The sequence below is a fragment of the Azospirillum sp. UFLA03-27 genome, assembly GCF_059803775.1.
Genome location: NZ_JAUQTX010000089.1, coordinates 1 through 23,816 on the forward strand (window position 1 = coordinate 1; position 23,816 = coordinate 23,816).

Consider the following 23,816-nt stretch of genomic DNA (forward strand, 5'->3'; position numbering starts at 1 on the left):
CGCCACCCGCGACCTTCCCGACGGGGCCGGCGGCGTGATCCCGGCCGAGGCGCTGCACCGCGCCAACCTCGCCGCCCGTTTCGCCGTGGTCGTCAAGGACAGCCGCGCCTGGGCGTAAGGACGGCGCGAGGCAAGGCGGCGGGTCATGGCGCGTCCCGCCGCCTCGCCACCATCCCGCCGGACCACGCAGCGGGGAGGAAGCCGCCAGACCGGATGCCGGCAAGACCCTGGCGAAGGCGCGGACCGGCGCGGCGAAGACGGCGTTGGTGTGGCCGAAGGCGTTGCCCGGAACGAAGCGCACGTGGCCATTGCGCCCCGCCCAGTTGAAGCGCGGGCAGAAGACCGGGATGCCCCCACGTCCTTCTCCAGCGCGGCCAGCAGCGGTGAATCCGTTTCAACACCTTCAGGAGGAAGGGCCGGGCAGCCGTTCACCGCCTTTTAAAAAAGGCGGAAGGGCCGACCGCGCATCACCCGACCCCCGGACAGTGCCCGGCACCGACGCTTCCGCGCGCCGAAAATTCGCACGCTCCGCAAAAAGAGGTTTGTTGGAGCACAAAACTCAAGTTATCATATTCCAGTTGATGCAATCGCATAGCGATTGAATAATGGATAGATCAAGGAGATCGCGCGTGGACGTGATCGCTGAACTGACGAGCCTGATCGGCGTCGACGCCGTCCTGACCGCCCCCTCCGATCTGGATGCCGTCACCGAGGACTGGCGCGGGCGTTATCGCGGACCGGCGCTCTGCCTCACGCGTCCCGCCAACGTCGGGCAGGTGGCCGACGTGGTGCGCTGCTGCGCCAAGCACGGCGTGCCGGTCCTGCCGCAGGGCGGGAACACCAGCCTGTGCGGCGGCGCCGTTCCGTCGGAGACGGGCCCCGCCCCGGTCATCCTCAGCCTGACCCGCATGCGCGCGGTCCGCGCCATCGATCCGGTGAACAACACGATGGAGGTCGAGGCTGGCTGCGTCCTCGCCACCGTGCAGGAGGCGGCGGCGGCGGACGGGCGACTCTACCCGGTCAGCCTGGGCGCCGAGGGCTCCTGCCAGATCGGCGGCACCATCGCCACCAACGCCGGCGGCACCTCGGTCCTGCGCTACGGCAACACGCGCGAGAACGTGCTGGGGCTGGAGGTCGTGCTGGCCGACGGCACCGTCTGGTCGGGCCTGTACGGCCTGCGCAAGAACAACACCGGCTACGATCTGAAGCATCTGTTCATCGGTTCGGAAGGCACACTCGGCATCATCACCGCGGCGACGCTGAAGCTGCACCCGCTGCCGACGCGCCACGCGGTGGCGTGGGTCGGGATGGCGTCGCCGGAGGACGCGCTGACCCTGCTGACCCGCGTGCAGGGGCGCAGCGCGGCGCGGCTGTCCGCCTTCGAGATGATCAACCGCCTGCAGCTCGATCTGGTGGTCGGCCATGTCCCCGGCCGCCGCAGCCCGATCGAGAGCGAGGCCGACTGGCATGTGCTGATCGAGCTGTCGGACAACGGCTCCGGCGAGGCGCTCGACGACGAACTTCAGGCGATCCTGGAGGACGCCTTCGCCGACGGCCTGCTGAGCGACGCGGCGCTGGCGTCCAGCGAAGCGCAGCGCCACGCCATGTGGGAGATCCGCCACAGCGTGTCGGAGGCCAACAAGAAGGCCGGCGTCGGCCTGACCACCGACTGCGCGGTGCCGCTGTCGGCGGTCCCCGCCTTCATCGCGGCGGCCACCGCGGCGGTGCGCGCGCTGGTGCCCGACCTGCCGGTGATCGTCGTCGCCCATCTCGGCGACGGCAACGTCCACTTCATCCCCTTCTTCAGCTTCGACGCCTGGGAGGCCGCCGCATCGGGTGACCGCGACGCGCTCGCCGCGGCGCTGCGCCACGCCGTCAACGACGAGGCCGCCCGGCTCAAGGGCACCTTCAGCGCCGAACACGGGGTCGGCCGCGTCCAGCTCGCCGAGATGGCCCGCTACAAGCCGCCGGCGGAGCTGGCGCTGATGCGCGCCGTCAAGCGGGCGCTCGACCCGCAGAACATCCTCAATCCCGGACGGCTCCTGCCGCCCGGCTGATTTTCCCGTCGTTCCCCGCCCATCCGCCGTCCCGGCCCATCCTCGAGGAGTTCCGACATGAGCACACGTCAATCCGGCTGGTCCCGCCGCACCCTGCTGAAAGCCGGCGCCGCCGGCACCGCGGCGCTCGCCATGCCGGCGATCTGGAGCCCGGCCCGCGCGCAGAACAAGCGCATCGTCGTGCGCGACGACGGCGGCATCTACACCAAGGCCTATGGCGAGGTCTTCTACAAGCCCTTCACCGCGGCCACCGGCATCGAGGTCGTCGGCGTCCAGGCCAACGCCGAGCCGACCGCGCAGATCCGCTCGATGGTCGAGGCGAAGTCCTACACCTGGGACATGGCCAAGATCAGCGAGCCGGCCATCCTGATGCTGACCGCCGGCGACAAGCCGATGCTGGAGAAGCACGGGCTGGAGAACGATCCGGCGGTCGCCGCCATTCCCAAGCAGTACATGTCGGAATACGGCGTCGGCACCAACGTCTACACCACCGTGCTGGCCTACCGCACCGACGCCTTCAAGGGCCGCAAGGCGCCGGCCTCCTGGAAGGATTTCTACGACGTCGCCGGCGTCTCCGGCCGCCGCGCCCTGCGCAAACATCCCTTCGACACCATCGAGCAGGCGCTGATGGCCGACGGCGTGCCCACCGGCGAGGTCTATCCCTGCGACTTCGACCGCGCCTTCAAGGCGCTGGACCGCATCAAGAAGGACATCCCGATCTTCTGGACCAGCGGCGCGCAGGTCGAGCAGATGCTGATCTCCGGCGAGGTCGATCTCGTCCCGACCTGGGTGTCCCGCCCGCAGGCGGCGATCGCCGCCGGCGCCCCAGTCGGCATCGTCTGGGACCAGAACATCTGGGGCCTCGACAACTGGGCCATCCTGGCCGGCACCCCGAACGCCGACGCCTGCCGCCAGTTCATCAAGTTCACCTGCGATCCGAAGCGGCAGGCGGAGCTGGTGAAGTACTTCCCGGCCGGCGTCACCATGCCCGACGCCTTCAAGCACATCGATCCGGCGATCGCCCCCAACTGCCCGACCTTCCCGGCGAACATCGAGAAGGGCGTCAAGATCAACGCGCAGTTCTGGCTGGACAACCAGCAGAAGGCGCTCGAGCGCTACAACGCCTGGCTGCTGAGCTGAGGCGCCGGGACGCTCCGTCCCGACTGAGGACCCGCGACCGGCCCCCCTTCCTGTTTGGCGGGGCCGGTCGCGGGGCTCCCGCATTTTTCCCCATTCCCCTTTCGACGCGAGGAGACCTGCCATGTCGTCGTCCAGCCTAACCGTCCAGGGCCTCGCCAAGCGCTACGGCGATTTCGTGGCGCTCGCCCCCACGGATCTCGTGGTCGCCGACGGTGAATTCCTGACCCTGCTCGGCCCCTCGGGCTCGGGCAAGACGACGCTGCTCAGTCTGCTCGCCGGGCTGGTTCCGCCCGATGAAGGAATCGTGCGCATCGGCGCGCAGGACGTGACCTACGCCCCGCCCTACGAGCGCGACATCGGCGTGGTGTTCCAGAACTACGCCCTGTTCCCGCACATGACGATCGCCGAGAACATCGCCTTCCCGCTGAAGATGCGGAAGATCCCGGAGGCCGAGGCGAAGAAGCGGGCGCGTGAGGCGCTGGAGATGGTCCACCTGCCGCACATCGCCGGGCGCTACCCGCGCGAGCTGTCGGGCGGCCAACAGCAGCGCGTCGCTCTGGCCCGCTGCATGGTCTACAAGCCGTCGATCATCCTGATGGACGAGCCGCTGGGCGCCCTCGACAAGAAGCTGCGCGAGCACATGCAGCTTGAGATCAAGCATCTGCACCGCGAGTTGGGCACCACGGTCGTCTACGTCACCCACGACCAGGAAGAGGCGATGACGATGTCCGATCGCATCTGCCTGATGAACGCCGGCCGCATCGAGCAGCTCGGCACGCCGGCCGATCTCTATTTCCGCCCGCGCACCCTGTTCGTCGCCGACTTCCTCGGCGAATCCAATCTGCTGCCGGCGGTGCTGGGTCCGCGGCTGGGCGACGAGGCGGAGATCCGGCTGGGCAGCGCCGCCATTCCAGGCCGCGCGCTCGCCAACGGCCAGGACCTGCCGCCGGGCACCCCGGTGCGGGTGATGGTGCGCCCGCAGAACCTGACCATTGCCCGTCCGTCGGACAACAGTGCTTCGGCCGTGATGGGCCAGGTGTCCGACGTGATGGTCACCGGTAGCCTGACCAAGGTCTACATGCAGCCGCTCGACGACGCCCTGCCGCCGCTGGTCGCCGCCTTCGCCACCCGCAACGAGGCCGAGGCGATCCGCATAGACGACGTGCTGGCGCTGTCCTGGGACAGCCGCGACGCCGTGGTGATCGCGGACCGCGGCCCGGCGGCCATGCCCGCAACCACGGCCAAGGCGGCCTGACATGAGCGACCAGATCATGACCATGTCTCACGCCGCCCCACGGCGCGGCGCCCCGCCGGCTTGGCGCAAGCCGGTGCTGATGGGCGCCCCCATCGTCCTGCTCCTCACCGTCTTCCTGGTCTTCCCGGTTGGCCAGCTCCTGGCGCTCAGCGTCTACAACGGCCAAGGCTTCACGCTGGCGCCCTACCAGCAGCTCTTCTCGTCCAGCCTCTACGTCACCGTGCTGTGGATCACGCTGAAGATCTCGCTGGCGACGACGCTGGTCGCGGTGGCCGGGGCCTACCCCATCGCCTACCTGATCTCCGTCACCAAGGGGCCGGCGAAGAGCCGTCTGATCTTCTGGGTGCTGCTGGCCTTCTGGACCAGCTTCCTGGTGCGCGCCTTCGCCTGGGTCATCATCCTCGGCCGCAACGGCGTCATCAACGGCACGCTGATGTCGCTGGGGATCATCGACCGGCCGATCGACCTGCTCTACGGCTTCGGCTCGGTCCTGGTCGGCATGGTGCACGCCATGCTGCCGCTGGCGGTGATGACCATGCTGGCGGTGATGGAGAACATCGACCGCACCCTGCCCCGCGCCGCCAGCACGCTCGGCGCGCGCCCCGGCACCGCCTTCTGGACCGTCTATTTCCCGCTGTCGCTGCCCGGCGTCGCCGCCGCGGCGATCATGGTCTTCGTGTCGGCCATCGGCTTCTTCATCGTGCCGGCCCTGCTCGGCGGACGGCGCGAGACGATGATCACCCAGCTCATCATCGACCAGATCCAGCAGACGCTGAACTGGGGCCTCGCCGGCGCCATCTCGGTGCTGCTGCTGACGGTGGTGCTGGCGGTGTTCGTGCTCTACGACCGCGTCTTCGGCTTCGCGACGCTGACCGGCGAGACCGCGGGGGCCGCGCACAACCGCGACACCGCCATGCGGCGTCTGGGCGGCCGGGTGCTCGGACTGCTGGGTGCCGCGAGCGACGCCCTGCTCGGCCTGTTCCCGCGCCGCCGCCCGCGCGGCACCGGCGAGATGCCGTCGGCCACCCTGCGGACGCTGGTGTGGACCATGCTGGTGCTCGTCAGCCTGCCGGCCTTCCTGATGATCCCGCTGTCCTTTGGCAAGGCCGGTCTGGCCTGGCCGCCCACCGGCTTCTCCCTGCAATGGTACGAGCAGCTCTTCCAGTCGCCGCTGTGGATGCAGGCGCTGACCCGCTCGCTGGTGGTGGCCTTCGGCACCGGCCTGCTGTCGATGGCGATCGGCGTGCCGGCGGCCTTCCTGATGGTGCGCAGCCGGATGCGGGGCAAGGGCGCGATGCTGGCCTTCATCCTGTCGCCGGTGATCGTGCCGCGCATGATCATCGCCGTCGGCATGTTCTACCTGTTCGCCCAGATGGGGCTGGTCGGCACCATCCTAGGTCTGGTGATCGGCCACACGGTCGTCGCCGTCCCCTATGTGGTGATGACGATGACGGCGGTGCTGCGCAACTACGACACCCGGCTCGACCTCGCGGCGCAGAGCCTGGGCGCCCGTCCGCTGGCCGCGCTGCGCCACGTCACCTTCCCGATCCTGGGGGCCGGCATGCTGTCGTCCTTCCTGTTCGCCTTCGCGACCTCCTTCGACGAGCTGACCATCTCGCTGTTCTCCTCGGGCGGTCTCAGCGCCACCCTGCCCAAACAGTTCTGGGACGAGGTGACGCTGCAGGTCTCCCCCGTCATCGCGGCGGTGTCGACCGGGCTCCTCGTCTTCGTCGCGGTGCTGATCTACGCCGCGGACCGGCTGCGCCGGCGCAGCCTGGCCTCCTGATCCGCACCGGAACCGACGCTCCACCTCTTCGCACTTCCAAGGATATATTATGCTCGACGCCACCAAACTCCGCGGCATTCTGCCCGCCACCCCGACGCCGGTGACCGCCGACGGCACCATCGACGTCGCGGCCTCCAAGGCGCTGTTCTCCTGGCTGAACCGCCAGGGGATCGACGGGGTGGTTCCGCTGGGCGGAACCGGCGAGTACGGCGCGCTGGCGCGGGCCGAGCGCAACCGCTTCGCCGCGCTGACGGTCGAGGCGATGGCCGGCAGGAAGCCGGTCATCGCCGGCGTGCTCGACACCGGCTATCACGACGCTCTGGCCGCGGGCCGCGACTTCGCGGCGGCCGGCGTGGACGGCCTGCTGGTCCTGACGCCCTACTACACCAACCCGACCCAGGCCGGCATCCGAGACTACTTCCTGCGCTACGCCGACGAGTCGCCGGTGCCGATCCTGATCTACGAGATCCCCTACCGCACCCGCATCGCCGTCGATCCGGAGGTGCTGCACGAGCTGTCGCGTCACGAGCGGATCGTCGGCATGAAGGCCTGCAACACCGACATGTACCATTTCCTGCGCACGATGGCCGGGCTGGACCCGTCCTTCGCCATGCTGAGCGGCGAGGACACGCTGTTCCCGCTGCATGTGGCCGCGGGCGCCAAGGGCGGCATCGTGGTGACGGCGAACCTCCTGCCGCGCGCCTGGCGCCTGGTCTTCGACCTCGCCTCGTCCGGCAAGACCGCCGAGGCGCTGGAGGTCCACCGCACCCTCATCCCGATGATGAACCTCGCCTTCGCCGAGACCAACCCCGGCCCGATGAAGTCGGTGATGGACCTCATCGGCGTGAAGGCCCCGGCGATGCTGCCGCCGCTGCGCGAGCCGCGGGCGGAACTGCGCGAGGCGCTGAAAAGCGAACTGTCGCGCCTCCTGACCACCTATGAAGGGCTGCCGGCCGCCGCGGTGGCCTGACCGGTAGCAACGCTTGCGCGTGGCATCCGGCGCGCCGGATGCTATGCGTAGGCGAACCATGCCGACGACGCGAGGACGAGCACCGATGAAGGCCGGAAAGACCACCAGGACGGGCGGCATGGCGGACGGCATGGCGGGCGGCGACGCCCAGCAGGCCGATGCCACACCGACCGTGAAGCCGAAGGCCGACCCTCGCGAGTCGTCGCTGTTCGTCGGCTCGACCGAGAAGACCTTCCAGATCCTGCACGCCTTCGACGGCCCGCACCGGCAGATGCCGCTGTCCGAGATCGCCAAGGCGGCGGGGCTGGACCGCAGCGCCGCCCAGCGGCTGGTCTACACGCTGGAGACGCTGGGCTATCTGCGGCGCGTCCACGGCACGCGCAACTACGCGCTCAGCCCGAAGCTGCTCCAGTTCTCCTACAACTACCTGCGGGCGAACGAACTGATCGAGAAGGCGTCGCCCTACCTGCTGGAGATCAGCCGCAGCGTCGGCGAGACCGCCAATCTGCAGGAGCTGGACGGCCACGAGATCGTCTTCGTCGCCCGCTTCCCCGGCCGGCACCTGGTGAACATCGACATCATGGTCGGCAGCCGGCTGCCCGCCTACTTCACCGCGTCGGGCACCGCCATCCTGTCGCGCCTGTCGGAGGAGGAGCGGGAGGAGATCCTGGCCCGCACCGATCTTCGCCCGCTCACCCCCTTCACCGTGAACGACCCCGGCCGCCTGCGCGCCCGCGTCCAGGAGGCGGCGGAAAAAGGCTACGCCGTGGTGACCAACGAGACGGTGATGGGCGACATCTCGGTCGCCGCCGCCATCACCGACGAGCATGGGCACGCGGTCGCCGGCCTGAACATCTCCGTCCCCACCACCCGCTGGACGCCGGAGTCAGCCGAGCAGGAACTCGCCCGGCATGTGCAGGTGGCGGCGACCTCCATTTCCGTCAACAAATTCGCCGGCTATCCGCGGTAGCGGCGTCACCGGTGTCCCTGGTCGGTGTGGGCGCAGCCGCCGTGCTCCAGCTGCACCGTGGCGTGCCGGATGCCGAACCGCTCCTCAAGGATCCGGTTGACGTCGCGCAGCACCCGGTTCCGGTCGGCGCCGTCCTCGACGACCGCGTGCAGGGTCAGCAGGAGACGCTCCGTGTTAAGCGACCAGACATGGACATGGTGGACGTCCGACACCCCGGCGACCTCGCCCAGGGCGGCGCCGACGCTGGCCGCGTCGATGCCCGGCGGGGTGCCTTCGAGGAGGATGTGCCCGGCCTCCCTGGTGATCCTCCAGGCGCTGCGCAGGATGAGCAGGGCGACCACCACCGAGAGGATCGGGTCGATGGGCATCCAGCCGGTCCACAGGATGATCAGAGCGGCGGCGATGGCGCCGACCGAGCCGAGAAGATCGCCGAGAACATGGATGGCCGCCCCGCGGACGTTGAGGTTCCCGTCCCCGCCGCGGCTCAGGATCCAGAAGGCGAGGATGTTGACCAGCAGCCCCAGCGTGGCGATGACCAGCATCTGGGGTCCCATCACCTCGACCGGATCGAAGAGGCGTCCGACCGCCTCGACGACGATCCACAGCGCGATGGCGAACAGGCTGATCCCGTTGGTGTAGGCGGCCACCACCTGGAAGCGGTGGTATCCGTAGGAGCGCAGCGGATCGGCCGGGCGGCGGCCCAGGCGGAAGGCGAACCAGGCGAGCGCCAGCGCCGCGAAGTCGGTCAGCATGTGCCCGGCGTCGGCGAGCAGCGCCAGCGAGCCTGAAACGATGCCGCCCACCACCTCGGCCAGCATGAAGCCGCCGGTCAGCAGCATCACCCAGAAGACCTTGCGCTCGCTGCTTTCGGTCACCGTCGGCATGTCGTGGCTGTGGCCCGCTTCGCCATGCCCGTGGTCATGCGTGTGACCGTGCCCATGATCGTGACTGTGATGATGTGCCATGTGTTCAGTCCGATGCCGTGTGTCAGTCCGTGGAACCGTTGAAGCGGGCACTGCGCCGAGTCATCAGGACGGCGGCAGGAGCGGCCGCAAGGCGTTCAAGAACGCCTCGTAGCTCAGCACCCCCTTGTGCGTCTTGCCGTTGATCACGAAGGACGGGGTCGAATCGATCTGGTGCTTTTCCGCACCGTCAAGGCGCGACTGAAGGATGGCGTCGCTGAGAGCCTGATCGTCCAGGCACGCCTGGTAGGTCTCCTTCGGCAATCCCGCCAACAGGCCGTAGCGGGTCAGGCTTTCACGCGGGTCCTTGGCGTGGGACCAGTCGTCCTGCTTGGCGAACAGCACCGACAGGATGGCGAAGTACCGTCCGGGTGGCACGCAGCGGGCCAGGACGGCGGCATCGAGAGCGGCCCGGTCCAGCGGGAAATCCCGGTAGACGATGCGGATCTTGCCGGTGTCGATCAGCTCCTTCTTCACCTGGGGCAGCACCTCGTTGTGGAAGGTGGCGCAGTGGTGGCAGGTGAGAGAGGCGTATTCGACGACCTCGACGGGCGCGTCGGCGCTGCCCAGGATGCGCGGGGTCGTCGCCGTCGCGGGGACCTCCGGAGCCGGTGCGGCGGCCGGGGATTGCGCCAGGGCCAGGGGCGCGCCGCCCAGCAGGCCGATGGCGCCGAGCAGCGCCACCGCTTGGCGGCGGTTGAACGGAAGGACGGTCATGGTCGTTTTCTCCTCGATGTCCACCAGTGAAGCTTGCGCTTATGGCTGCTTGTCGGTCTGTCGCGGCCACAGCCCGGAGATCAGCAGCAGCCCGACGCCGCCGGTGATCCCGATGTCGGCGACGTTGAAGGTCGGCCAGTGCCACCCGAAGGCATGGAGGTCGATGAAGTCGGTGACGGCGCCCTGGCGCAGGCGATCCACGACGTTGCCCACCGCACCGCCCGCGATCGCGCCGAAACTCGCCGCCTCCGCGCGGCTGTCCGAACGGGCCGCCCACACCACCAGAACCGCGACGACGAGCAGCGCGGCCCCGGAGAGCAGCCAGGGACCGTAGGCGCTGTCGTTCTCCAGAAGCCCGAAACTGACGCCGGTGTTGAAACCGAGCACCAGATTCAGGAAGGGCGCCACCTCGATCAGCCGCGGCGGTTCCAGGAGCTGCTCCAGTGCCGCCCATTTGGTGAGCTGGTCGAGGACCAGAACGATGGCGCCGGTGGCACCCGCCAGTCTCAGGCCGGCGGACGGAGCCGCCCATGTCGTCTTCATGATTCCTTCCTTCCAAAGGCCGGCTGCGACGCCGGGAGGTGTCGGCCCTTGCGGCGGAGCAGGCGCAGCGCGTTGAGCGTGACGATGATGGTGGCGCCGGTGTCCGCCAGGATGGCCAGCCACAGGTCGGTGATCCCGAACAGGGTCGTCACCAGGAAAACCGCCTTCAGGCCGAGGGCGAAGGCGACGTTCTGATGGATGTTTGTCAGGGTCGCCCGCGACAGGGTGACCAACTCGGCCACCCCCTCGACCCGGTTGCCCAGCAGGGCGGCGTCGGCGGTTTCCAGCGCGACGTCGGTGCCGCCGCCCATGGCGATGCCGACGTCGGCGGCGGCCAGGGCCGGACCGTCGTTGATGCCGTCGCCGATCATCGCGACCGTCCCCTGCCCCTTCAGGCCGGCGATCGCGCGCAGCTTGTCCTCCGGCAGCAGTTCGGCCTCGACCGCCAAGCCAAGCGTCCGGGCGACCGCCTGACCGGTGCGGCGGTTGTCGCCGGTCAGCATGACGCTGCGCACGCCCAGCCCGCGCAGGGCGGCGATGCCCCGGGCGGCGTCGGGCCGCGGCTCGTCGCGCAGCGCCAGGAGACCGATGGGCCGTCCGTCCGCCACGACCACGGCGACCGTCTTGCCCTCCTCCTCGAAGACGGCGACGGTGTCGGCGGGCAAGGCTCCGGCGCCGCCCCGTTCGACGGCGTGACGGGGGGAGCCGACCTCGATCAGGCGCCCGCCGACCACGGCCTGCACCGCCCGCCCCGGAACGGCCTTGCGGTCGCGCGCCGGGCGCAGCGGCACGCCGTCGGCCGCCGCGCGCTCCAGGATGGCGCGGGCCAGCGGGTGGGCCGAGCCGTTCTCGACGGTGGCGGCAAGGCCAAGCAGCGTGCGCTCGCTACCGTCGAGCGGCACGATGTCGGTGACGCGCGGCTGCCCCAGGGTCAGCGTGCCGGTCTTGTCGAAGGCGATGGTCCGCACCTTTCCGATCGCCTCCAGCGCGGCACCGCCCTTGATGAGCAGACCGCGCCGGGCGCCCGCCGCGATGCCGGAGGCGATGGCCGCCGGGGTGGAGAGGACCAGCGCGCAGGGACAACCGATCAGCAGCAGCGCCAGTCCGCGGTAGATCCAGCTGTGCCAGTCTCCGCCGAAGGCCAGCGGCGGCACCAGGACGGTCAGGACCGACACGGCGATGACGGCGGGTGTGTAGCGGGCGCTGAACCGCTCGATCCAGCGCGCGGTGGGGGACTTGGCGGCTTGCGCCTCCTCCACAAGCTGGACGATGCGGGCGATGGTGTTGTCCGACGCCTTGCGGGTGACGCGGACGCGCAGCACCCCGGTGGCGTTGATCCCGCCCGCGAAGACCGGGGAGCCCACGGCCTTGGCGACGGGCATGGACTCGCCGGTCACCGGGGATTCGTCGATGTCGGACTCGCCCTCCTCCACCACACCGTCGGCGGACACGCGGTCGCCGGGTCGGACGAGCACGAGCTGCCCGACCTCCAGCCGCTCCACCGGCACCGCGCGGGCGCTCTCCCCCTCGATCAGCAGCGCGGTTCGCGGGACCAGCGCCGACAGCGTCCGGATGCCCGACCGGGCGGTTCCGGCGGCGACACCCTCCAGCAACTCGCCGATGGCGAAGAGCAGGACGACCACCGCAGCCTCCTCCGCCTCGCCGATGGCGAGCGCGCCCAGGGTCGCCACCGACATCAGCATTTCGATGCTGAAGGGCGAACCGGAGCGGGCAAGCCGGACGGCGCGGCGCCCGAAGACGGCCAGCCCGAACAGGGCGGCGGGCAGCGGCGCGCGATCCGCCACGCCCGGCGCCAGCCAGGACAGCAGATAACCGCCCCCGACCAGCAGCGCGATCAGGATGGCGATGCGGCCCCGGCCGGTCTGCCACCAGCGGGGCTCCCGCCGGGCGACGGAATCGAACGCTTCGCCGCCGCCCTCGGCAATGTGGATCGCGTCGGCGGGCTCCACCCCGAAGCCGAGCCCGCGGATCGTCGCCTCGACCGTCGCGCGCGGCGTCGCCGCCTCGTCCAGCGTCAGCCGCAGAATTTGCGAATGGTGGTTGAGCCCAACGCCGGACGCCCCCGGCAGACGGCGCAACGCGGTTTCGATCTTGCCGACGCAGCTCGGGCAATCCATGCCCGCCACCTTGTAGCGCACGGCCTGCCCGGTGACTGCCGGGGCGGCCTCCATCGTCTCGTCCTGCATGTTCCACTCCGACCGGCGATATGAGGGGCCGCGGTGGGGAAGGACGCGCGGCTGCCTGTCGTGCGCCATCCTGGACCCTGGAGTCACTACAGGGTCAAGAGAGTTTTTTCTTGGTGGGGACAGCGCTGGGATCGTCCGCATGTTGACGGAGGGAGTCTTCCTCCGCCGTCACGGCGCCATGACGTCGGACGCTACCGTGGCGGTGGTTGCGATCGCTTCCTGCGGTTCAGCTCCTCGCGGAAGACCGTCGCCAGATCCTCGATCCGGTAGGGCTTGGACAACACCGGCAGGCCCTCCAGCCCGGCTTGGTTCTCGCTGTAGCCGGTGGTCAGAACCACCGCCAGGTCGGGCAGCAGGGCGCGCGCCGCCCGTGCCAAGGCGATGCCGTCGACGTCGCCCGGCATCACCACGTCGCTGAACAGCAGATCCGTCTCCTCCCCCGCCTGCAAGCGGCGCAAGGCCTCCTCCCCGTTGGCGGCCCGCGTGACCCGGTAGCCCAGATTCTCCAGCGCGGCCGTGATGACCGGAGCCACAACGGGATCGTCCTCGACCAGCAGGACGCGGGCGCCGCCGCCGTCCACCACGGACCGCCGCGTGGTCCTATCCTCCGCCTGAACCGCCTCGGCGCGCGGCAGCAGCAGGGCCACCGTGGTGCCCTTTCCCACGGTGCTCTCCACCGTGGCGGTCCCGCCCGACTGCCGGCAGAAGCCATAGACCTGGGCCAAACCGAGCCCGGTGCCCTGGCCCACCGCCTTGGTCGTGAAGAAGGGCTCGAACACGCGCCCAAGCGACTCCGGCGCGATGCCATGGCCGCTGTCCTGGACCCACACCCGCACAAAGTCCCCATGCAGGCCATGCTCGCCCGAGAGCGGGAGGTTGCCGGCGCCGATCACCACCCGTCCGGCCGCCGGAATGGCGTCGCGCGAATTGGTCGCGAGGTTCAGCACCGCCAGCTCGAACTGCACCGGGTCGGCCATGGCCGGCCACAATCCATCCTCCAGGTCGAATTCCAGCTGGATGTCGGCGCGCAGCGCGCGGTCCAGGAAAACGCGCATGCCGAGCAGCCTATCGCGCACGTCGAAGGCTTCCGGCTGCAGGCTCTGACGGCGCGAGAAGGCCATCAGCTGGCGGATCAGGCTGGCTCCACGGTCGACCGCCTGCCGGCCGGCGTAGAGGATCTTCCGGACCCCGGCGACCTCGCCGGCGCGCCGATCGATCAGGTGGAGGCAGCCTGACATCGCCTGCAGCAGATTGTTGAAATCGTGCGCCATGCCGCCGGTCAATTGTCCGACCGCTTCCATTTTCTGTGACTGGTGAAGCTGCTCCTCGACACGGCGCTGTTCGGTCACGTCGCGTCCCGTCGCCGAAAAGCCACCCTCCAGCGCCGCCACCGACCAGTCGATCAGCCGCTCGGCGCCGTCGGCGGCGCGCATCCGCACCTCGACGTTCGTGACGGTCTCGCCGATGCCCATCGTCGCGTGCACGCGCTGGAACATGCCGTGGTCGTCGGGATGGACAAAGTCGGTGAGGGGGACACGGGCCGTCATGCCCTCGGGATGGCCGAAGGCCCGGTTCCAGGCCGGGTTGGACAGCGTGACGCATCCCGTTCGATCGGTGATCACGATGAGATCGCGGGAGCTGTGCCACAGCTGGTCGCGTTCGGCGATGGCGGCATCGATGCGCTGCTCCAGCGTGTCGTTCAGCCGCCGCAGCGCCTGGGCGGCCTCGGCCTTGCTCATCGCGGCCCAAGTGCGGTCCGTCACCCCGCGGACGAAGGCGATCTCCTCCTCGCTCCACACGCGCGGCGAAGCGTGATGGAGGAAGAAGACGCCCGTCAGTCCGCCTTCCTCCATCAGCGGCACGTTCAGCAGGGCGCGGACGCCAAGCGCCAGAAAGGTGCCGCAATCACCGGCGGTGCGCGGGTCGACGGTGATGTCGGCGATGGCGACGACCTCTCCACGCTTCAGATCCTCGATGCAGGAGCCGTAATCGGCGAAGCGGTGGCGGCCGGCCGTGCTCACGACCTCCGGAGAGCGGCACCAGTCGCGCTCGACCGTGATCGCGGAACGGGAGGGGTCGGTGGTCCCATAGCCGGTGCGCAGCAACTCCATCGTCCGGCCGGCGATTTCGGCGGCGGCGGCGGCGATGCCAGCCGACTCGTCGAGCAGGCGCAGGCGGTCGCCGAGTTGGAGAAGAGCGGCCTGATAACGCTCGTTGATCTTGCGCCTGTGGATGTTCAACAGGACTCCGGGAAAGCGCAGGGGGCGACCGGCGTCGTCCTGGGTGACGTGACCGTTGGCCTCGATCCATCGATAGGCGCCGTCGAACTGGCGCACGCGGTATTCCGCGCTGTACGGCCCTCCATCGCGCAGCGCCCGGGCGATCAGCGCCTGGACCTGGGGTCCGTCGTCGGGATGGATCGACCGAACGACGTCGGCGAGCCGCAGGCCGCGCTCCATCGCCGCCGGGTCGAGGGAGAAGGTGCGGGCGAAGCGGGCGTCGCCGGTGAAACGATCCTCCACCAGATCCCACACCCAGGTGCCGAGGACCGCGTCGGCGTCGAGAGCGAGCCGGATGCGCTCGTCCGCCCGCCGCCTCGCTTCCTCCGCCCGTTTGCGTTCAGTGATGTCCATGACCTGGACATAGATGCCGTCGACGGCGCCATCGGCGGTGCGCCGCGGCAGATAGTGGATGTGGCAGTCCCGCCGCTCCCCGTCCCGGTTCGGGAGAAAGCCCTCATACTCGACCACCTCGCCGCCGAATGCGCGCTCCATCTGGGCGAAGCGGGCTTGATAGGCGGCCTCGCCGATCAGATCGCGCGCGTGCATGCCGACCAGACGCTCACGCGGCACGCCGAACCACGCCTCGTAGAAGCGGTTGGCGAAGCGATAGCGGTGGTCGGGACCGACGATGGCAACCAGAAGGGGCAGGGCGTCGGCGAGCAGGCGCAATTCGGTGGCCGCCGCGCTGGCCGCATCCTCGGCCAACCGCTGGCCGGTGCGGTCACGGAACACCTTCACATAGCCGATGTGCTCGCCCCGGGTGTTGAGAAGGGGCGTCATCTCTCCCTGCGCGAAGAAGCGGCCGCCCTTGCGCGTGTGCCACCGCTCATCAGTGGCGTGGCCGTGGGTGCGCGCCAAGGTCATTTCGCGTTCGGGCTGCCCGGCGGCCCGGTCCTCGGCGGTGAAGAACAGCGTGCCGGCGTCCTGGCCGAGCGCCTCCTCCGCGCTCCAGCCCAGACTGTGGGCCGCACCGGGATTCCAACCGGTGATGCGGCCCTCCAGATCGGTCGTGACGATGGCATGCTCGCTGGCGCTCTGCACGACGGCGAGCGCCTGATCCGCTTCGAATGGCGCGGGAACGCCGGGGGACAGCCCCAACCGCGCGCGCAGCATCGCGGCTTCGGCCTGCAAGCGCTCGATGTCCGCCTCGATGGCTCTCAGGGCTTCGATGCCCGCCGCCCGATCCGTCACGCACTCGCCCCTTATCATTCCATCGATGCACGGCACGGCTCCGGAGCATCCGGAACCGGCCGCGACGAGCCTGCCTCAACCAAACCAGCCAGAGAAAAAGTCGGCGCGGTTCATACCATGGAATCCCGGATGGGGAGAATGCCAGGCCTTGCTGGACACCGCCGCAGCGTCCATTTCGCAAGTGCGAGATGCTGAAGAACGCAAACAGCTAACGGGAGGGTGATGCTGATGTCTCGATCCGCGGTTTCCGGCCCAGAGCCGAGCGCCGTCAAGGCGCCGCCATCCCGCCGCCGCCAGGAAGGGCCCCGGATCGTGCTCGTCCTGGGCGGAGGCAACGCGCTCGGCGCCTATCACGCCGGAGCTTACGAACAGCTGCACAGCCGTGGCGTCCAGCCGGACTGGATCATCGGCGCCTCCATCGGCGCGATCACCGGAGCGATCCTGGCCGGGAATCCCCCCGAGCGGCGCCTCGAACGCCTTCGCCAGTTCTGGCGGGAGGCGACCCTCCACACCTCCGGGCTGCTGCCCCACAGCCATGCGAAGGCCCGGCAGGTCTACAACGGCGCCCATGCCGTCATGGCCACGCTCTTCGGACGGCCGAGCATCTTCCGGCACCGCTTCCCCGGCTTGTGGTCGGTGCTGCCCTGGGTGCCCAACGACGTGGCGCTCTACGATCAGTCGCCGTTGCGGGACACCCTTGAGCGCCTGATCGACTTCGACCTGCTCAACCGCGCCGAGGTCCGCTTTTCCGCTGGCTGCATCGACATCGAAACCGGAGACGAGGTTTACTTCGACAGCAGCCGGGACGAGATCCGGCCGGAACACATCATGGCGAGCGCCGCCATCACCCCGGCCTTTCCGCCGGTGGAGATCGGCGGCCGCCTGTTCTGCGATCCCGGCTACACCAACAATCTGCCGCTCGACCTGCCCTTCACGGAACCGCTCGACCGGGACATCCTCTGCTTCGCGGTCGAGCTTTTCAGCTTGCGCAGCGCCCGGCCGGCCTCGCTGGACGCCGTTCTGGAGCGCACCAACGACCTGCTGTTCGCCAGCCACGCCCGCCGGAGCGTGCAGGCGCTGCAGAGGGAGTTCGGCTTGCGCGAGAGGATCGAGCCGGAGGGAGCGACCGCCACGCTGATCCACATGGCCTATCAGGCGGCGAGCCACGAGCTTGCGGCCAAGGGATTCGACTTCTCACCATCGTCCATCGCGGACCGCTGGGCCGCTGGGCGGAGGGATATGGACAGTGGGTTGGCCCTGCTGGACGGCGCCAGGAAAGACACCCACCGCTTCCGGTACGCCGCGGTGGATTCAGAGGTGGCGCTCGCCGCTGCGGAAGGCGGTGCGGCGGAAGGCGGTGCGGCGGAAGGCGGTGCGGCGCCCTGACGCCGGATCGAGACGGCACCGCGCCGCAAGAGGACGCTCACCCCCAGCCTTGATCGTTCCAACGCCACGCAGCGGCACAGACCACTCGCCCGTCGACAATTGGGCGGTTCGATTTCGCACGCAAATGACCTTGCTAATGCCTGATGCATCAGGCATTGTGCGCGTCATCAACCTTTTGGGTCCGGCACAGAACCGTGACCCTGAAAAATGCGGATCGGAGGAGCGCCCCTATGAACGTCGATAAACTGTCCATCGTCCTGACGGTCGCCGTGGCGGCGCTGTTCGCCGCGGTCCCAGCCAAGGCGCAGACCGCGGAGCGCACCATGCGCCTCTCGGCCGCCGTCGCCCAGGACCATCCCTTTGCCGCCGGGGTTTCGGCGCTGACCGCCTGCGCGGCTGAGAAGTCCGGCGGGAAAATGAAGATCCAGAGCTTCTGGAACGCCGCGCTCGGCAGCGACATGCAGGCCGTGCAGCTCGTGCGCGGCGGCTCGCTGGACATGGTGGTGGCCTCCACCTCGCCGCTCGCCTCGCTGGTGCCGGCCATGGGCGTCTTCGACCTGCCCTTCCTGTTCGAGAACGAGAAGGAGGCCGACCGCATCCTCGACGGCGCCGTCGGCCAGCAACTGTCCGAAAAGCTCCAGGGCGTCGGGCTGGTCAATTTGGCCTATTGGGAGAACGGGTTCCGCAACCTCACCAACTCCCGCTGGCCTATCCAGAAATGGGAGGATCTGGGCGGCACCAAGATCCGCGTGATGCAGAATCCGGTGTTCATGGACACCTTCTCCACGCTGGGCGCCAACGCCGTCCCGATGGCCTTCAGCGAGCTGTTCACGGCGCTGGAGACCCGCGCGGTCGATGGGCAGGAGAACCCCTACGCCAACATCGAGACCGGCAAGTTCTACGAGGCGCAGAAGTACCTGTCGGTCACCAACCACGCCTACACGCCGGCAGTGATCCTCTACTCCAAGAAGATCTGGGACGGCCTGTCGTCCGCCGAGCGGGACGTGCTCCAGTCCTGCGCCGCGGTGGCCCGCACCGAGGAGCGCCGGGTGAACCGCGAGCAGTCGGAAAAGTCGCTGGCCCGCCTGAAGGACCTCGGCATGCAGGTGAACGAGCTGTCCGCCGAGGAGCGCAAGCGCATGCTCCAGAAGGTGGCGCCGGTCTACGAGAAGCACGCCGCGACCATCGGCGCCGACACGATGACCCTGCTGCAGTCCGAACTCGGCCAGCTGCGCAAGGCCAACCCGTAACGCACGTCCTGTGCTCCGCGGGCGGGCCGCGAGTCCGCCCGTGGGACCGCGCGCCCGTCCGACGCCCGATCTCCCCGTGGGAACCCCGATGCTCATCAAAAAGATCGACACCTTCATCCTGAAGACTCCGCTGAACGCGAAGACTTTCTATTCCTCCCAGGCCGCTTTCCCGGAGCGCAACAGCCTGCTGGTTCGCATCACCACCGACGACGGTCTGGTCGGCTGGGGCGAAGGCGGGCAATACGGACCGGCGGAGCCGCCGGAAAGCTGCATCATCGACGTGCTGGCCCCCCGGCTGATCGGCCGAAGCGCCGACCAGCCGGTGCGGGTCTTCGAGGATCTCTATTCCTTCTGCCGCGACTTCGGCCAGAAGGGCACCTACATCGAGGCGCTGAGCGCCATCGACATCGCCCTGTGGGACCTGTGGGGCAAGTCGCTGAACCGGCCGGTGCACGCTCTGATGGGCGGCGCCTTCCGCGACAAGGTCGCAGCCTACGGCACCGGCTGCTACTACCCGGATTATTTCCGCGACACGCCGCGCATGATGGCGGCGCTGGCCGAGGAGGCGCAGCGCTACCGCGAGGCTGGGCTGCCGGCGATCAAGATCAAGATCGGCCTGCTGCCGATCGCCCAGGACATCGAGCGGGTGGCGCTGGTCCGCGACGTGCTGGGACCCGACACCCTGATCATGGTCGACGCCAACCACGCCTACAACACGGCGGGCGCCATCCGGATCGGGCGGGCGTTGGAACAATTCGACGTCCGCTGGTTCGAGGAGCCGGTGCCGCCGGAGGACCGCGAGGGCTACCGCCGCGTGCGCGATTCCATCGACGTGCCCATCGCGGGCGGCGAGTGCGAATACACCCGCTACGGCTTCCGCGAACTGCTGGCCGGGGGCTGCATCGACATCGCCCAGCCGGACCTCTGCTGCGCCGGCGGCTTCACCGAATGGCAGAAGATCCTGGCCCTGACCACCGCCCACGGCGTGATGACCGTCCCGCACATCTGGGGATCCGGCATCGCCCTGGCCGCGGCGCTCCAGGCGCTGGCGACGGCGCCGCTGGTTCCCTACACGGCGCTCGGCGTGCCGTTGCAGAACGAGCCGATGGTGGAATTCGACCGCACCCACAACCCGCTGCGCGACGACCTGCTGACCGACAACTTCACGCTGGCGGACGGGTGCCTCGCCGTGCCCGGCGGGCCGGGTTTGGGCGTGGAGGTCGATCCCGACCAGCTCGCCCGCTACACCGTGCGGTCGCGCAGCGCGTGACCGGGTTGGAGACGTCCCGCCGGAGATCCGTGATGTGGAACGGCACCCTCTTCTTCAGAATCCTCGACGGCATCCTGGTGGTGTGCATCGCCGCGATGCTGGTCATGGTGTTCGGCAACGTCGTGCTGCGCGCCGTCTTCAACAGCGGCATCGACGTGTCGGAGGAGCTTCCGCGCTTTCTGTTCGTGTGGATGACCTTCATCGGCGCCGTGATCGGCTTCCGTGAAGGGTCGCATTTCGGCGTGGACGCCCTGGTCCGCCTGCTGCCGCGCGCCGGCAAGAAGGTCTGCTGGGCGATCAATCAGGTCATCATGCTGGTCTGCTGCGCGGTCATCGTCCAGGGCACGCTGCTCCAGCACGATCTGAACGCGACGAACCACGCCCCGGTGACCGGCCTGTCGATGATCTGGGTCTTCGGCGTCACCTACCTGACCGGCGGGGTGATCGGGCTGATGTGCATCGTGAACCTGGTCCGGCTGGCGCTCGGCAAGGTCGGCGACGACGAGCTGATCCAGGTCGAGGAGGAGGGCATGGGCGAGGTGGACCCGAACCGGCTCAAAGGACCCGGCACATTGCCCGGCACCCTGTCCGGCCCGCTCGCAAGCCTGAACACGCTGAAGGAAACGGCGCCGTGACCATCTTCATCTTCGTCGGCAGCCTGCTGGGCGCGATGGCGCTGGGGCTGCCCGTCGCCTTCGCGCTGATCGTCTCCGGCCTCGCTTTGATGACCTTCATGGGGATGCTCGACCCTCAGATCGTCGTTCAGAGCATGTGGGACGGCGCCAACAGCTTCCCGCTGCTCGCCGTGCCCTTCTTCATGCTGGCCGGCGAGTTCATGAACGCCGGCGGCATGTCGCGGCGCATCATCGCCATGGCGATGGCCTGGGTCGGCCACCTGCGCGGCGGGCTGGGCTTCGTCGCGGTGTTCGCGGCGATCCTGATGGCCTCGCTGTCCGGCTCGGCGGTGGCGGACACGGCGGCCCTGGCGTCCATCCTGCTGCCGATGATGCGGCAGGCGGGCTACGACATCCACCGCTCCGGCGGGCTGATCGCGGCGGGCGGCATCATCGCGCCGGTGATCCCGCCGTCGATCGGCATGATCCTGTACGGCGTCGCCGGGCAGGTCTCCATCACCAAGCTGTTCCTGGCCGGCATCGTGCCAGGAATCATGATGGGCGTGGCGCTTCTGATCACCTGGTGGTGGCTGGCCCGCCGCGAGATCCTGACGACGCCGCCCAAGGTGCCGCTGCGCGAGCGGCTGCGGCTGACCGCCGACGCCTTCTGGGCGATGCTGCTTCCGGTGGTCATCATCGGCGGGCTGAAGACCGGTGTCTTCACGCCGACCGAGGCGGCGGTGGTCGCCGCAGTCTACGCCATGTTCGTCGGGCTGGTCATCTACCGCGAGCTGAAAATCGCCGACCTGTACGGGCTGATGCTGTCGGCGGCCAAGACGACGGCGGTGGTGATGTTCCTGGTGGCGGCGGCGGGCATCTCCGCCTGGCTGATCACCGCGTCCAACATCCCGGCCCAGCTCGCCGATCTGCTGGCCCCGGTGATGGACAACCGGCTTCTGCTGATGGTCGCGCTGATGGTCATCGTGCTGATCGTCGGCACCGCGCTGGACTTCGCGCCGACCATCCTGCTGATGGTCCCGGTGCTGATGCCGATCATCAAGCAGGCCGGCATCGACCCGGTCTATTTCGGTGTCCTCTTCATCATGAACAATGCGATCGGCCTCATCACCCCGCCGGTCGGCACGGTGCTGAATGTGGTCTGCGGCGTCGGGCGCATGTCGATGTCGAACCTGATGAAGGGCGTCGGCCCCTTCCTTCTGGCGCAGACCGCCGTGCTGTTCCTGTTGGTGCTGTTCCCGGAGTTGGTGATGGCGCCGCTCGCCTGGTTCACGGCACGGTGACGGCCCCCGATGCCGCAGCGACGTGAAGGCGGGTTTGAAGGCGGGGGAGGCGCGGTGTTAAAATGTCGGACCTGACGCGGCGCCTCCGTCTGCGGCGATTCACTGAGGAACGGTCTTCCATGCTCGACGGCAGCGGTCCCCTCGACACGGCCTCCATCGGCGAGCAGGTCACCGAGCGGCTGAGGAGCGAGATCATCTCCGGCCGGCTGGCGCCGGGGTCGCGGCTGATGCTGGACCAGTACAAGGCGCTGTGGAACATCAGCATCACGCCGCTGCGCGACGCCGCCAAGCGGCTGGAGGCGGACGGGCTGGTCCACATCTACCCGCGACGCGGCATCTTCGTGGCGGAGATCGACCGCAACGCCCTGATGGAGGTGTTCCAGCTCCGCATCGCCCTGGAGCCGCTGGTGACGGAGCTGGCCACCCCCCACGCTCCGGAGGCGGAGGTGGAGGCGATGACCGAAGCCTACATCGCCGCCGGCCGGCCCGGCCCGGAGGAGGAGCGGCAGGCCCGCCTGCAGGAGGTGGACGAGGTCATCCACGACTTCGTGCTCGCCCACTGCCCGAACCAGCGGCTGGCCCGCATCATGGCGACGCTGCGGGATTCGGTGGCTTGGTGCCGGAACGCGGTGATCGAGAAGGTGCCGAACGCCTTCGACCCCTCGCTGGAGGAGCACATCGCCATCTGCAAGGCGCTGCGCGCCAAGGACGCCGAGGCGGCGGCGACGGCGATGCGCGACCACCTGATCGCCACCCGCGACCGCACGTTGAAGGCCATGGAAGGTCGCTCATAGACGATAGCAGGGCCGCCGATCATTGCGAATGATACGCATTCTAACTATAATGCGCTGTCATGCACCGGCCATGGCGTGGCCAGACCGGTTGTCTGTGGAGGAACGGGGCTGGCCATGCCCGATCAGCATCGCACGAAGGCACCGGTTCCTGGCTTGGTGGCGCATGGTTGACGCCGCCAAGCCGACGCTCGACGCCGTTTTCATCGGACACCGTGGGGCTCTTGTCCGGCTGTTGTCCCGCATGGTCGGCAGCGCCGCCACCGCTGAGGATCTGGCACAGGAGGCCTATCTCAAGGTGCGGGCGGCGGAACGCGACCGGCCGGTGGAGTATCCGGCGCCCTTCCTGTTCCAGACGGCGCGCAATCTGGCCCTCGACCATTTGCGGCGGGAGCGCCGGAACGCCGTCGTCGTGACTCAGGACATCACCGCCGAAGGCATGGAGGCGGTCGCCGCCCCCCTGCCCTCCCCGGAAACCGAGGCCGGCGACCGCCAGCGGCTGGCCCGCATGGAGACCGCGTTGGCGGCTTTGAGCGAGCGGCAGCGCCGCATCCTTCTGCTGAACCGGATGGAGGGTTTGTCCCACTCGCAGATCGCCGAACGGCTCGACGTCTCGGTCAGCACGGTGCAGAAGGACCTGAAGACCGCCCTGCTCGCGTGCCTGGAGGTTTTTGCCCGGCTTGATCGTGAAGGCCGGCCCGATCGTGAAGGGTTGCGGGTTTCCGCCGGCTCGAACGTCTTACAAGGTGAAAGACCGTGACGGCACCACACGCGGGTCCCATGCCTGACGACACCGACCCCTCCCTGCCGCTGGAGCAGGCGCTCGACTGGTTCATCCGTCTGCAGGCGGAGGACGCGGACGAGAAGTGCCGCCAAGCCTGCGCCGCCTGGTGCGCCGCCGACCCCCGCAATGCCCGCGCCTTGGACCTGGCGCAGGCCATGTGGGCCTCGCCGCTCCTGACCGACGCGCTGGCGTCAACCGCAACTCCGGACGTCGCGCCGGAATCCCACGCACCGGCGTCCAAACCGCCGGAAACGGTTCGGTGGCCCACCGCCGGAGCGCCAGCCCGCGACCGAACGCGATCTGTCTCTTATACACATCTCCGAGCCCACGAGACTATAAC

The 23,816-nt window shown here is 69.0% G+C and carries 19 protein-coding genes; 14 read left to right on the top strand and 5 right to left on the bottom strand.

What is annotated here, in order from left to right:
• Nucleotides 1–629: 629 nt before the first annotated feature.
• The 6 genes from Q4I23_RS15175 (at nt 630) to Q4I23_RS15200 (ending at nt 8,178) form a co-directional block, all read left to right on the top strand.
• Nucleotides 630–2,057 (top strand): FAD-binding oxidoreductase, encoded by a 1,428-nt coding sequence (locus Q4I23_RS15175; RefSeq protein WP_498526747.1) that lies wholly within the window; start codon nt 630–632, stop codon nt 2,055–2,057.
• Nucleotides 2,058–2,114: 57 nt separating this feature from the next.
• A complete protein-coding gene (locus Q4I23_RS15180; protein WP_498526748.1) occupies nt 2,115–3,197 on the top strand; it encodes an ABC transporter substrate-binding protein in 1,083 nt (360 codons plus the stop codon).
• A gap of 121 nt (nt 3,198–3,318) precedes the next feature.
• On the top strand, nt 3,319–4,452 hold the full coding sequence (locus Q4I23_RS15185) for an ABC transporter ATP-binding protein (protein ID WP_498526749.1): 1,134 nt from the start codon (nt 3,319–3,321) through the stop codon (nt 4,450–4,452).
• Nucleotide 4,453: 1 nt separating this feature from the next.
• Nucleotides 4,454–6,238 (top strand): ABC transporter permease subunit, encoded by a 1,785-nt coding sequence (locus Q4I23_RS15190; protein ID WP_498526750.1) that lies wholly within the window; start codon nt 4,454–4,456, stop codon nt 6,236–6,238.
• A 49-nt stretch (nt 6,239–6,287) separates the two neighbouring features.
• Nucleotides 6,288–7,208: a 4-hydroxy-tetrahydrodipicolinate synthase gene (dapA, locus tag Q4I23_RS15195; protein ID WP_454019730.1), complete on the top strand. Its 921-nt coding sequence runs from the start codon at nt 6,288–6,290 to the stop codon at nt 7,206–7,208.
• Between the two features lie 85 nt (nt 7,209–7,293).
• A complete protein-coding gene (locus Q4I23_RS15200; protein ID WP_454019731.1) occupies nt 7,294–8,178 on the top strand; it encodes an IclR family transcriptional regulator in 885 nt (294 codons plus the stop codon).
• 5 nt (nt 8,179–8,183) lie between these two features.
• Here the strand turns inward: Q4I23_RS15200 and Q4I23_RS15205 are convergent, their stop codons facing one another.
• The 5 genes from Q4I23_RS15205 to Q4I23_RS15225 all read right to left on the bottom strand — a co-directional run bounded on the left by Q4I23_RS15205 (nt 8,184) and on the right by Q4I23_RS15225 (nt 16,080).
• Nucleotides 8,184–9,143 carry a cation diffusion facilitator family transporter gene (locus tag Q4I23_RS15205; RefSeq protein ID WP_454019732.1) on the bottom strand — a complete coding sequence of 320 codons (960 nt, stop codon included), beginning with the start codon at nt 9,141–9,143 and terminating at the stop codon, nt 8,184–8,186.
• A 63-nt stretch (nt 9,144–9,206) separates the two neighbouring features.
• Nucleotides 9,207–9,857, bottom strand: coding sequence for a DsbA family protein (locus Q4I23_RS15210; protein WP_498526751.1), 651 nt, complete (start codon nt 9,855–9,857; stop codon nt 9,207–9,209).
• 39 nt (nt 9,858–9,896) lie between these two features.
• Complete coding sequence (gene lspA / locus Q4I23_RS15215; RefSeq protein WP_498526752.1) at nt 9,897–10,400, bottom strand: signal peptidase II; 504 nt, start codon at nt 10,398–10,400, stop codon at nt 9,897–9,899.
• Nucleotides 10,397–12,607, bottom strand: a complete 2,211-nt coding sequence (locus Q4I23_RS15220; RefSeq protein ID WP_498526753.1) for a heavy metal translocating P-type ATPase — start codon at nt 12,605–12,607, stop codon at nt 10,397–10,399. Before Q4I23_RS15220 ends, lspA begins: the two co-directional genes overlap by 4 nt.
• 191 nt (nt 12,608–12,798) lie before the next feature.
• Entirely contained in the window at nt 12,799–16,080 is a 3,282-nt protein-coding gene (locus tag Q4I23_RS15225) for a PAS domain S-box protein (protein WP_498526754.1), read from the bottom strand.
• Between the two features lie 228 nt (nt 16,081–16,308).
• Here Q4I23_RS15225 and Q4I23_RS15230 point away from each other — a divergent pair, with 228 nt between their 5' ends.
• The 8 genes from Q4I23_RS15230 to Q4I23_RS15265 all read left to right on the top strand — a co-directional run.
• Nucleotides 16,309–17,466 carry a patatin-like phospholipase family protein gene (locus tag Q4I23_RS15230; protein WP_498526755.1) on the top strand — a complete coding sequence of 386 codons (1,158 nt, stop codon included), beginning with the start codon at nt 16,309–16,311 and terminating at the stop codon, nt 17,464–17,466.
• Nucleotides 17,467–17,696: 230 nt separating this feature from the next.
• Nucleotides 17,697–18,716 carry a TRAP transporter substrate-binding protein gene (locus Q4I23_RS15235; RefSeq protein ID WP_498526756.1) on the top strand — a complete coding sequence of 340 codons (1,020 nt, stop codon included), beginning with the start codon at nt 17,697–17,699 and terminating at the stop codon, nt 18,714–18,716.
• Nucleotides 18,717–18,804: 88 nt separating this feature from the next.
• Nucleotides 18,805–19,986: a mandelate racemase/muconate lactonizing enzyme family protein gene (locus tag Q4I23_RS15240; RefSeq protein WP_498526757.1), complete on the top strand. Its 1,182-nt coding sequence runs from the start codon at nt 18,805–18,807 to the stop codon at nt 19,984–19,986.
• A gap of 32 nt (nt 19,987–20,018) precedes the next feature.
• Complete coding sequence (locus tag Q4I23_RS15245) at nt 20,019–20,621, top strand: TRAP transporter small permease (RefSeq protein WP_498526758.1); 603 nt, start codon at nt 20,019–20,021, stop codon at nt 20,619–20,621.
• Complete coding sequence (locus Q4I23_RS15250; RefSeq protein WP_498526759.1) at nt 20,618–21,901, top strand: TRAP transporter large permease; 1,284 nt, start codon at nt 20,618–20,620, stop codon at nt 21,899–21,901. Before Q4I23_RS15245 ends, Q4I23_RS15250 begins: the two co-directional genes overlap by 4 nt.
• Nucleotides 21,902–22,020: 119 nt before the next feature.
• Complete coding sequence (locus Q4I23_RS15255) at nt 22,021–22,695, top strand: GntR family transcriptional regulator (RefSeq protein ID WP_498526760.1); 675 nt, start codon at nt 22,021–22,023, stop codon at nt 22,693–22,695.
• 163 nt (nt 22,696–22,858) lie between these two features.
• Nucleotides 22,859–23,452: an RNA polymerase sigma factor gene (locus Q4I23_RS15260; RefSeq protein WP_498526761.1), complete on the top strand. Its 594-nt coding sequence runs from the start codon at nt 22,859–22,861 to the stop codon at nt 23,450–23,452.
• 20 nt (nt 23,453–23,472) lie between these two features.
• Nucleotides 23,473–23,816 (top strand): FecR/PupR family sigma factor regulator (locus Q4I23_RS15265; RefSeq protein WP_498526762.1); only part of this gene is annotated, 344 nt, incomplete at its 3' end.

Coding starts and splice junctions, on each gene's coding strand:
- Q4I23_RS15180 (WP_498526748.1), top strand. CDS start 2,115: ATGAGCACACGTCAATCCGGCTGGTCCCGCCGCACCCTGCTGAAAGCC.
- Q4I23_RS15185 (WP_498526749.1), top strand. CDS start 3,319: ATGTCGTCGTCCAGCCTAACCGTCCAGGGCCTCGCCAAGCGCTACGGC.
- Q4I23_RS15190 (WP_498526750.1), top strand. CDS start 4,454: ATGAGCGACCAGATCATGACCATGTCTCACGCCGCCCCACGGCGCGGC.
- dapA (WP_454019730.1), top strand. CDS start 6,288: ATGCTCGACGCCACCAAACTCCGCGGCATTCTGCCCGCCACCCCGACG.
- Q4I23_RS15200 (WP_454019731.1), top strand. CDS start 7,294: ATGAAGGCCGGAAAGACCACCAGGACGGGCGGCATGGCGGACGGCATG.
- Q4I23_RS15205 (WP_454019732.1), bottom strand. CDS start 9,143: ATGGCACATCATCACAGTCACGATCATGGGCACGGTCACACGCATGAC.
- Q4I23_RS15210 (WP_498526751.1), bottom strand. CDS start 9,857: ATGACCGTCCTTCCGTTCAACCGCCGCCAAGCGGTGGCGCTGCTCGGC.
- lspA (WP_498526752.1), bottom strand. CDS start 10,400: ATGAAGACGACATGGGCGGCTCCGTCCGCCGGCCTGAGACTGGCGGGT.
- Q4I23_RS15220 (WP_498526753.1), bottom strand. CDS start 12,607: ATGCAGGACGAGACGATGGAGGCCGCCCCGGCAGTCACCGGGCAGGCC.
- Q4I23_RS15230 (WP_498526755.1), top strand. CDS start 16,309: ATGTCTCGATCCGCGGTTTCCGGCCCAGAGCCGAGCGCCGTCAAGGCG.
- Q4I23_RS15235 (WP_498526756.1), top strand. CDS start 17,697: ATGAACGTCGATAAACTGTCCATCGTCCTGACGGTCGCCGTGGCGGCG.
- Q4I23_RS15240 (WP_498526757.1), top strand. CDS start 18,805: ATGCTCATCAAAAAGATCGACACCTTCATCCTGAAGACTCCGCTGAAC.
- Q4I23_RS15245 (WP_498526758.1), top strand. CDS start 20,019: ATGTGGAACGGCACCCTCTTCTTCAGAATCCTCGACGGCATCCTGGTG.
- Q4I23_RS15255 (WP_498526760.1), top strand. CDS start 22,021: ATGCTCGACGGCAGCGGTCCCCTCGACACGGCCTCCATCGGCGAGCAG.
- Q4I23_RS15260 (WP_498526761.1), top strand. CDS start 22,859: ATGGTTGACGCCGCCAAGCCGACGCTCGACGCCGTTTTCATCGGACAC.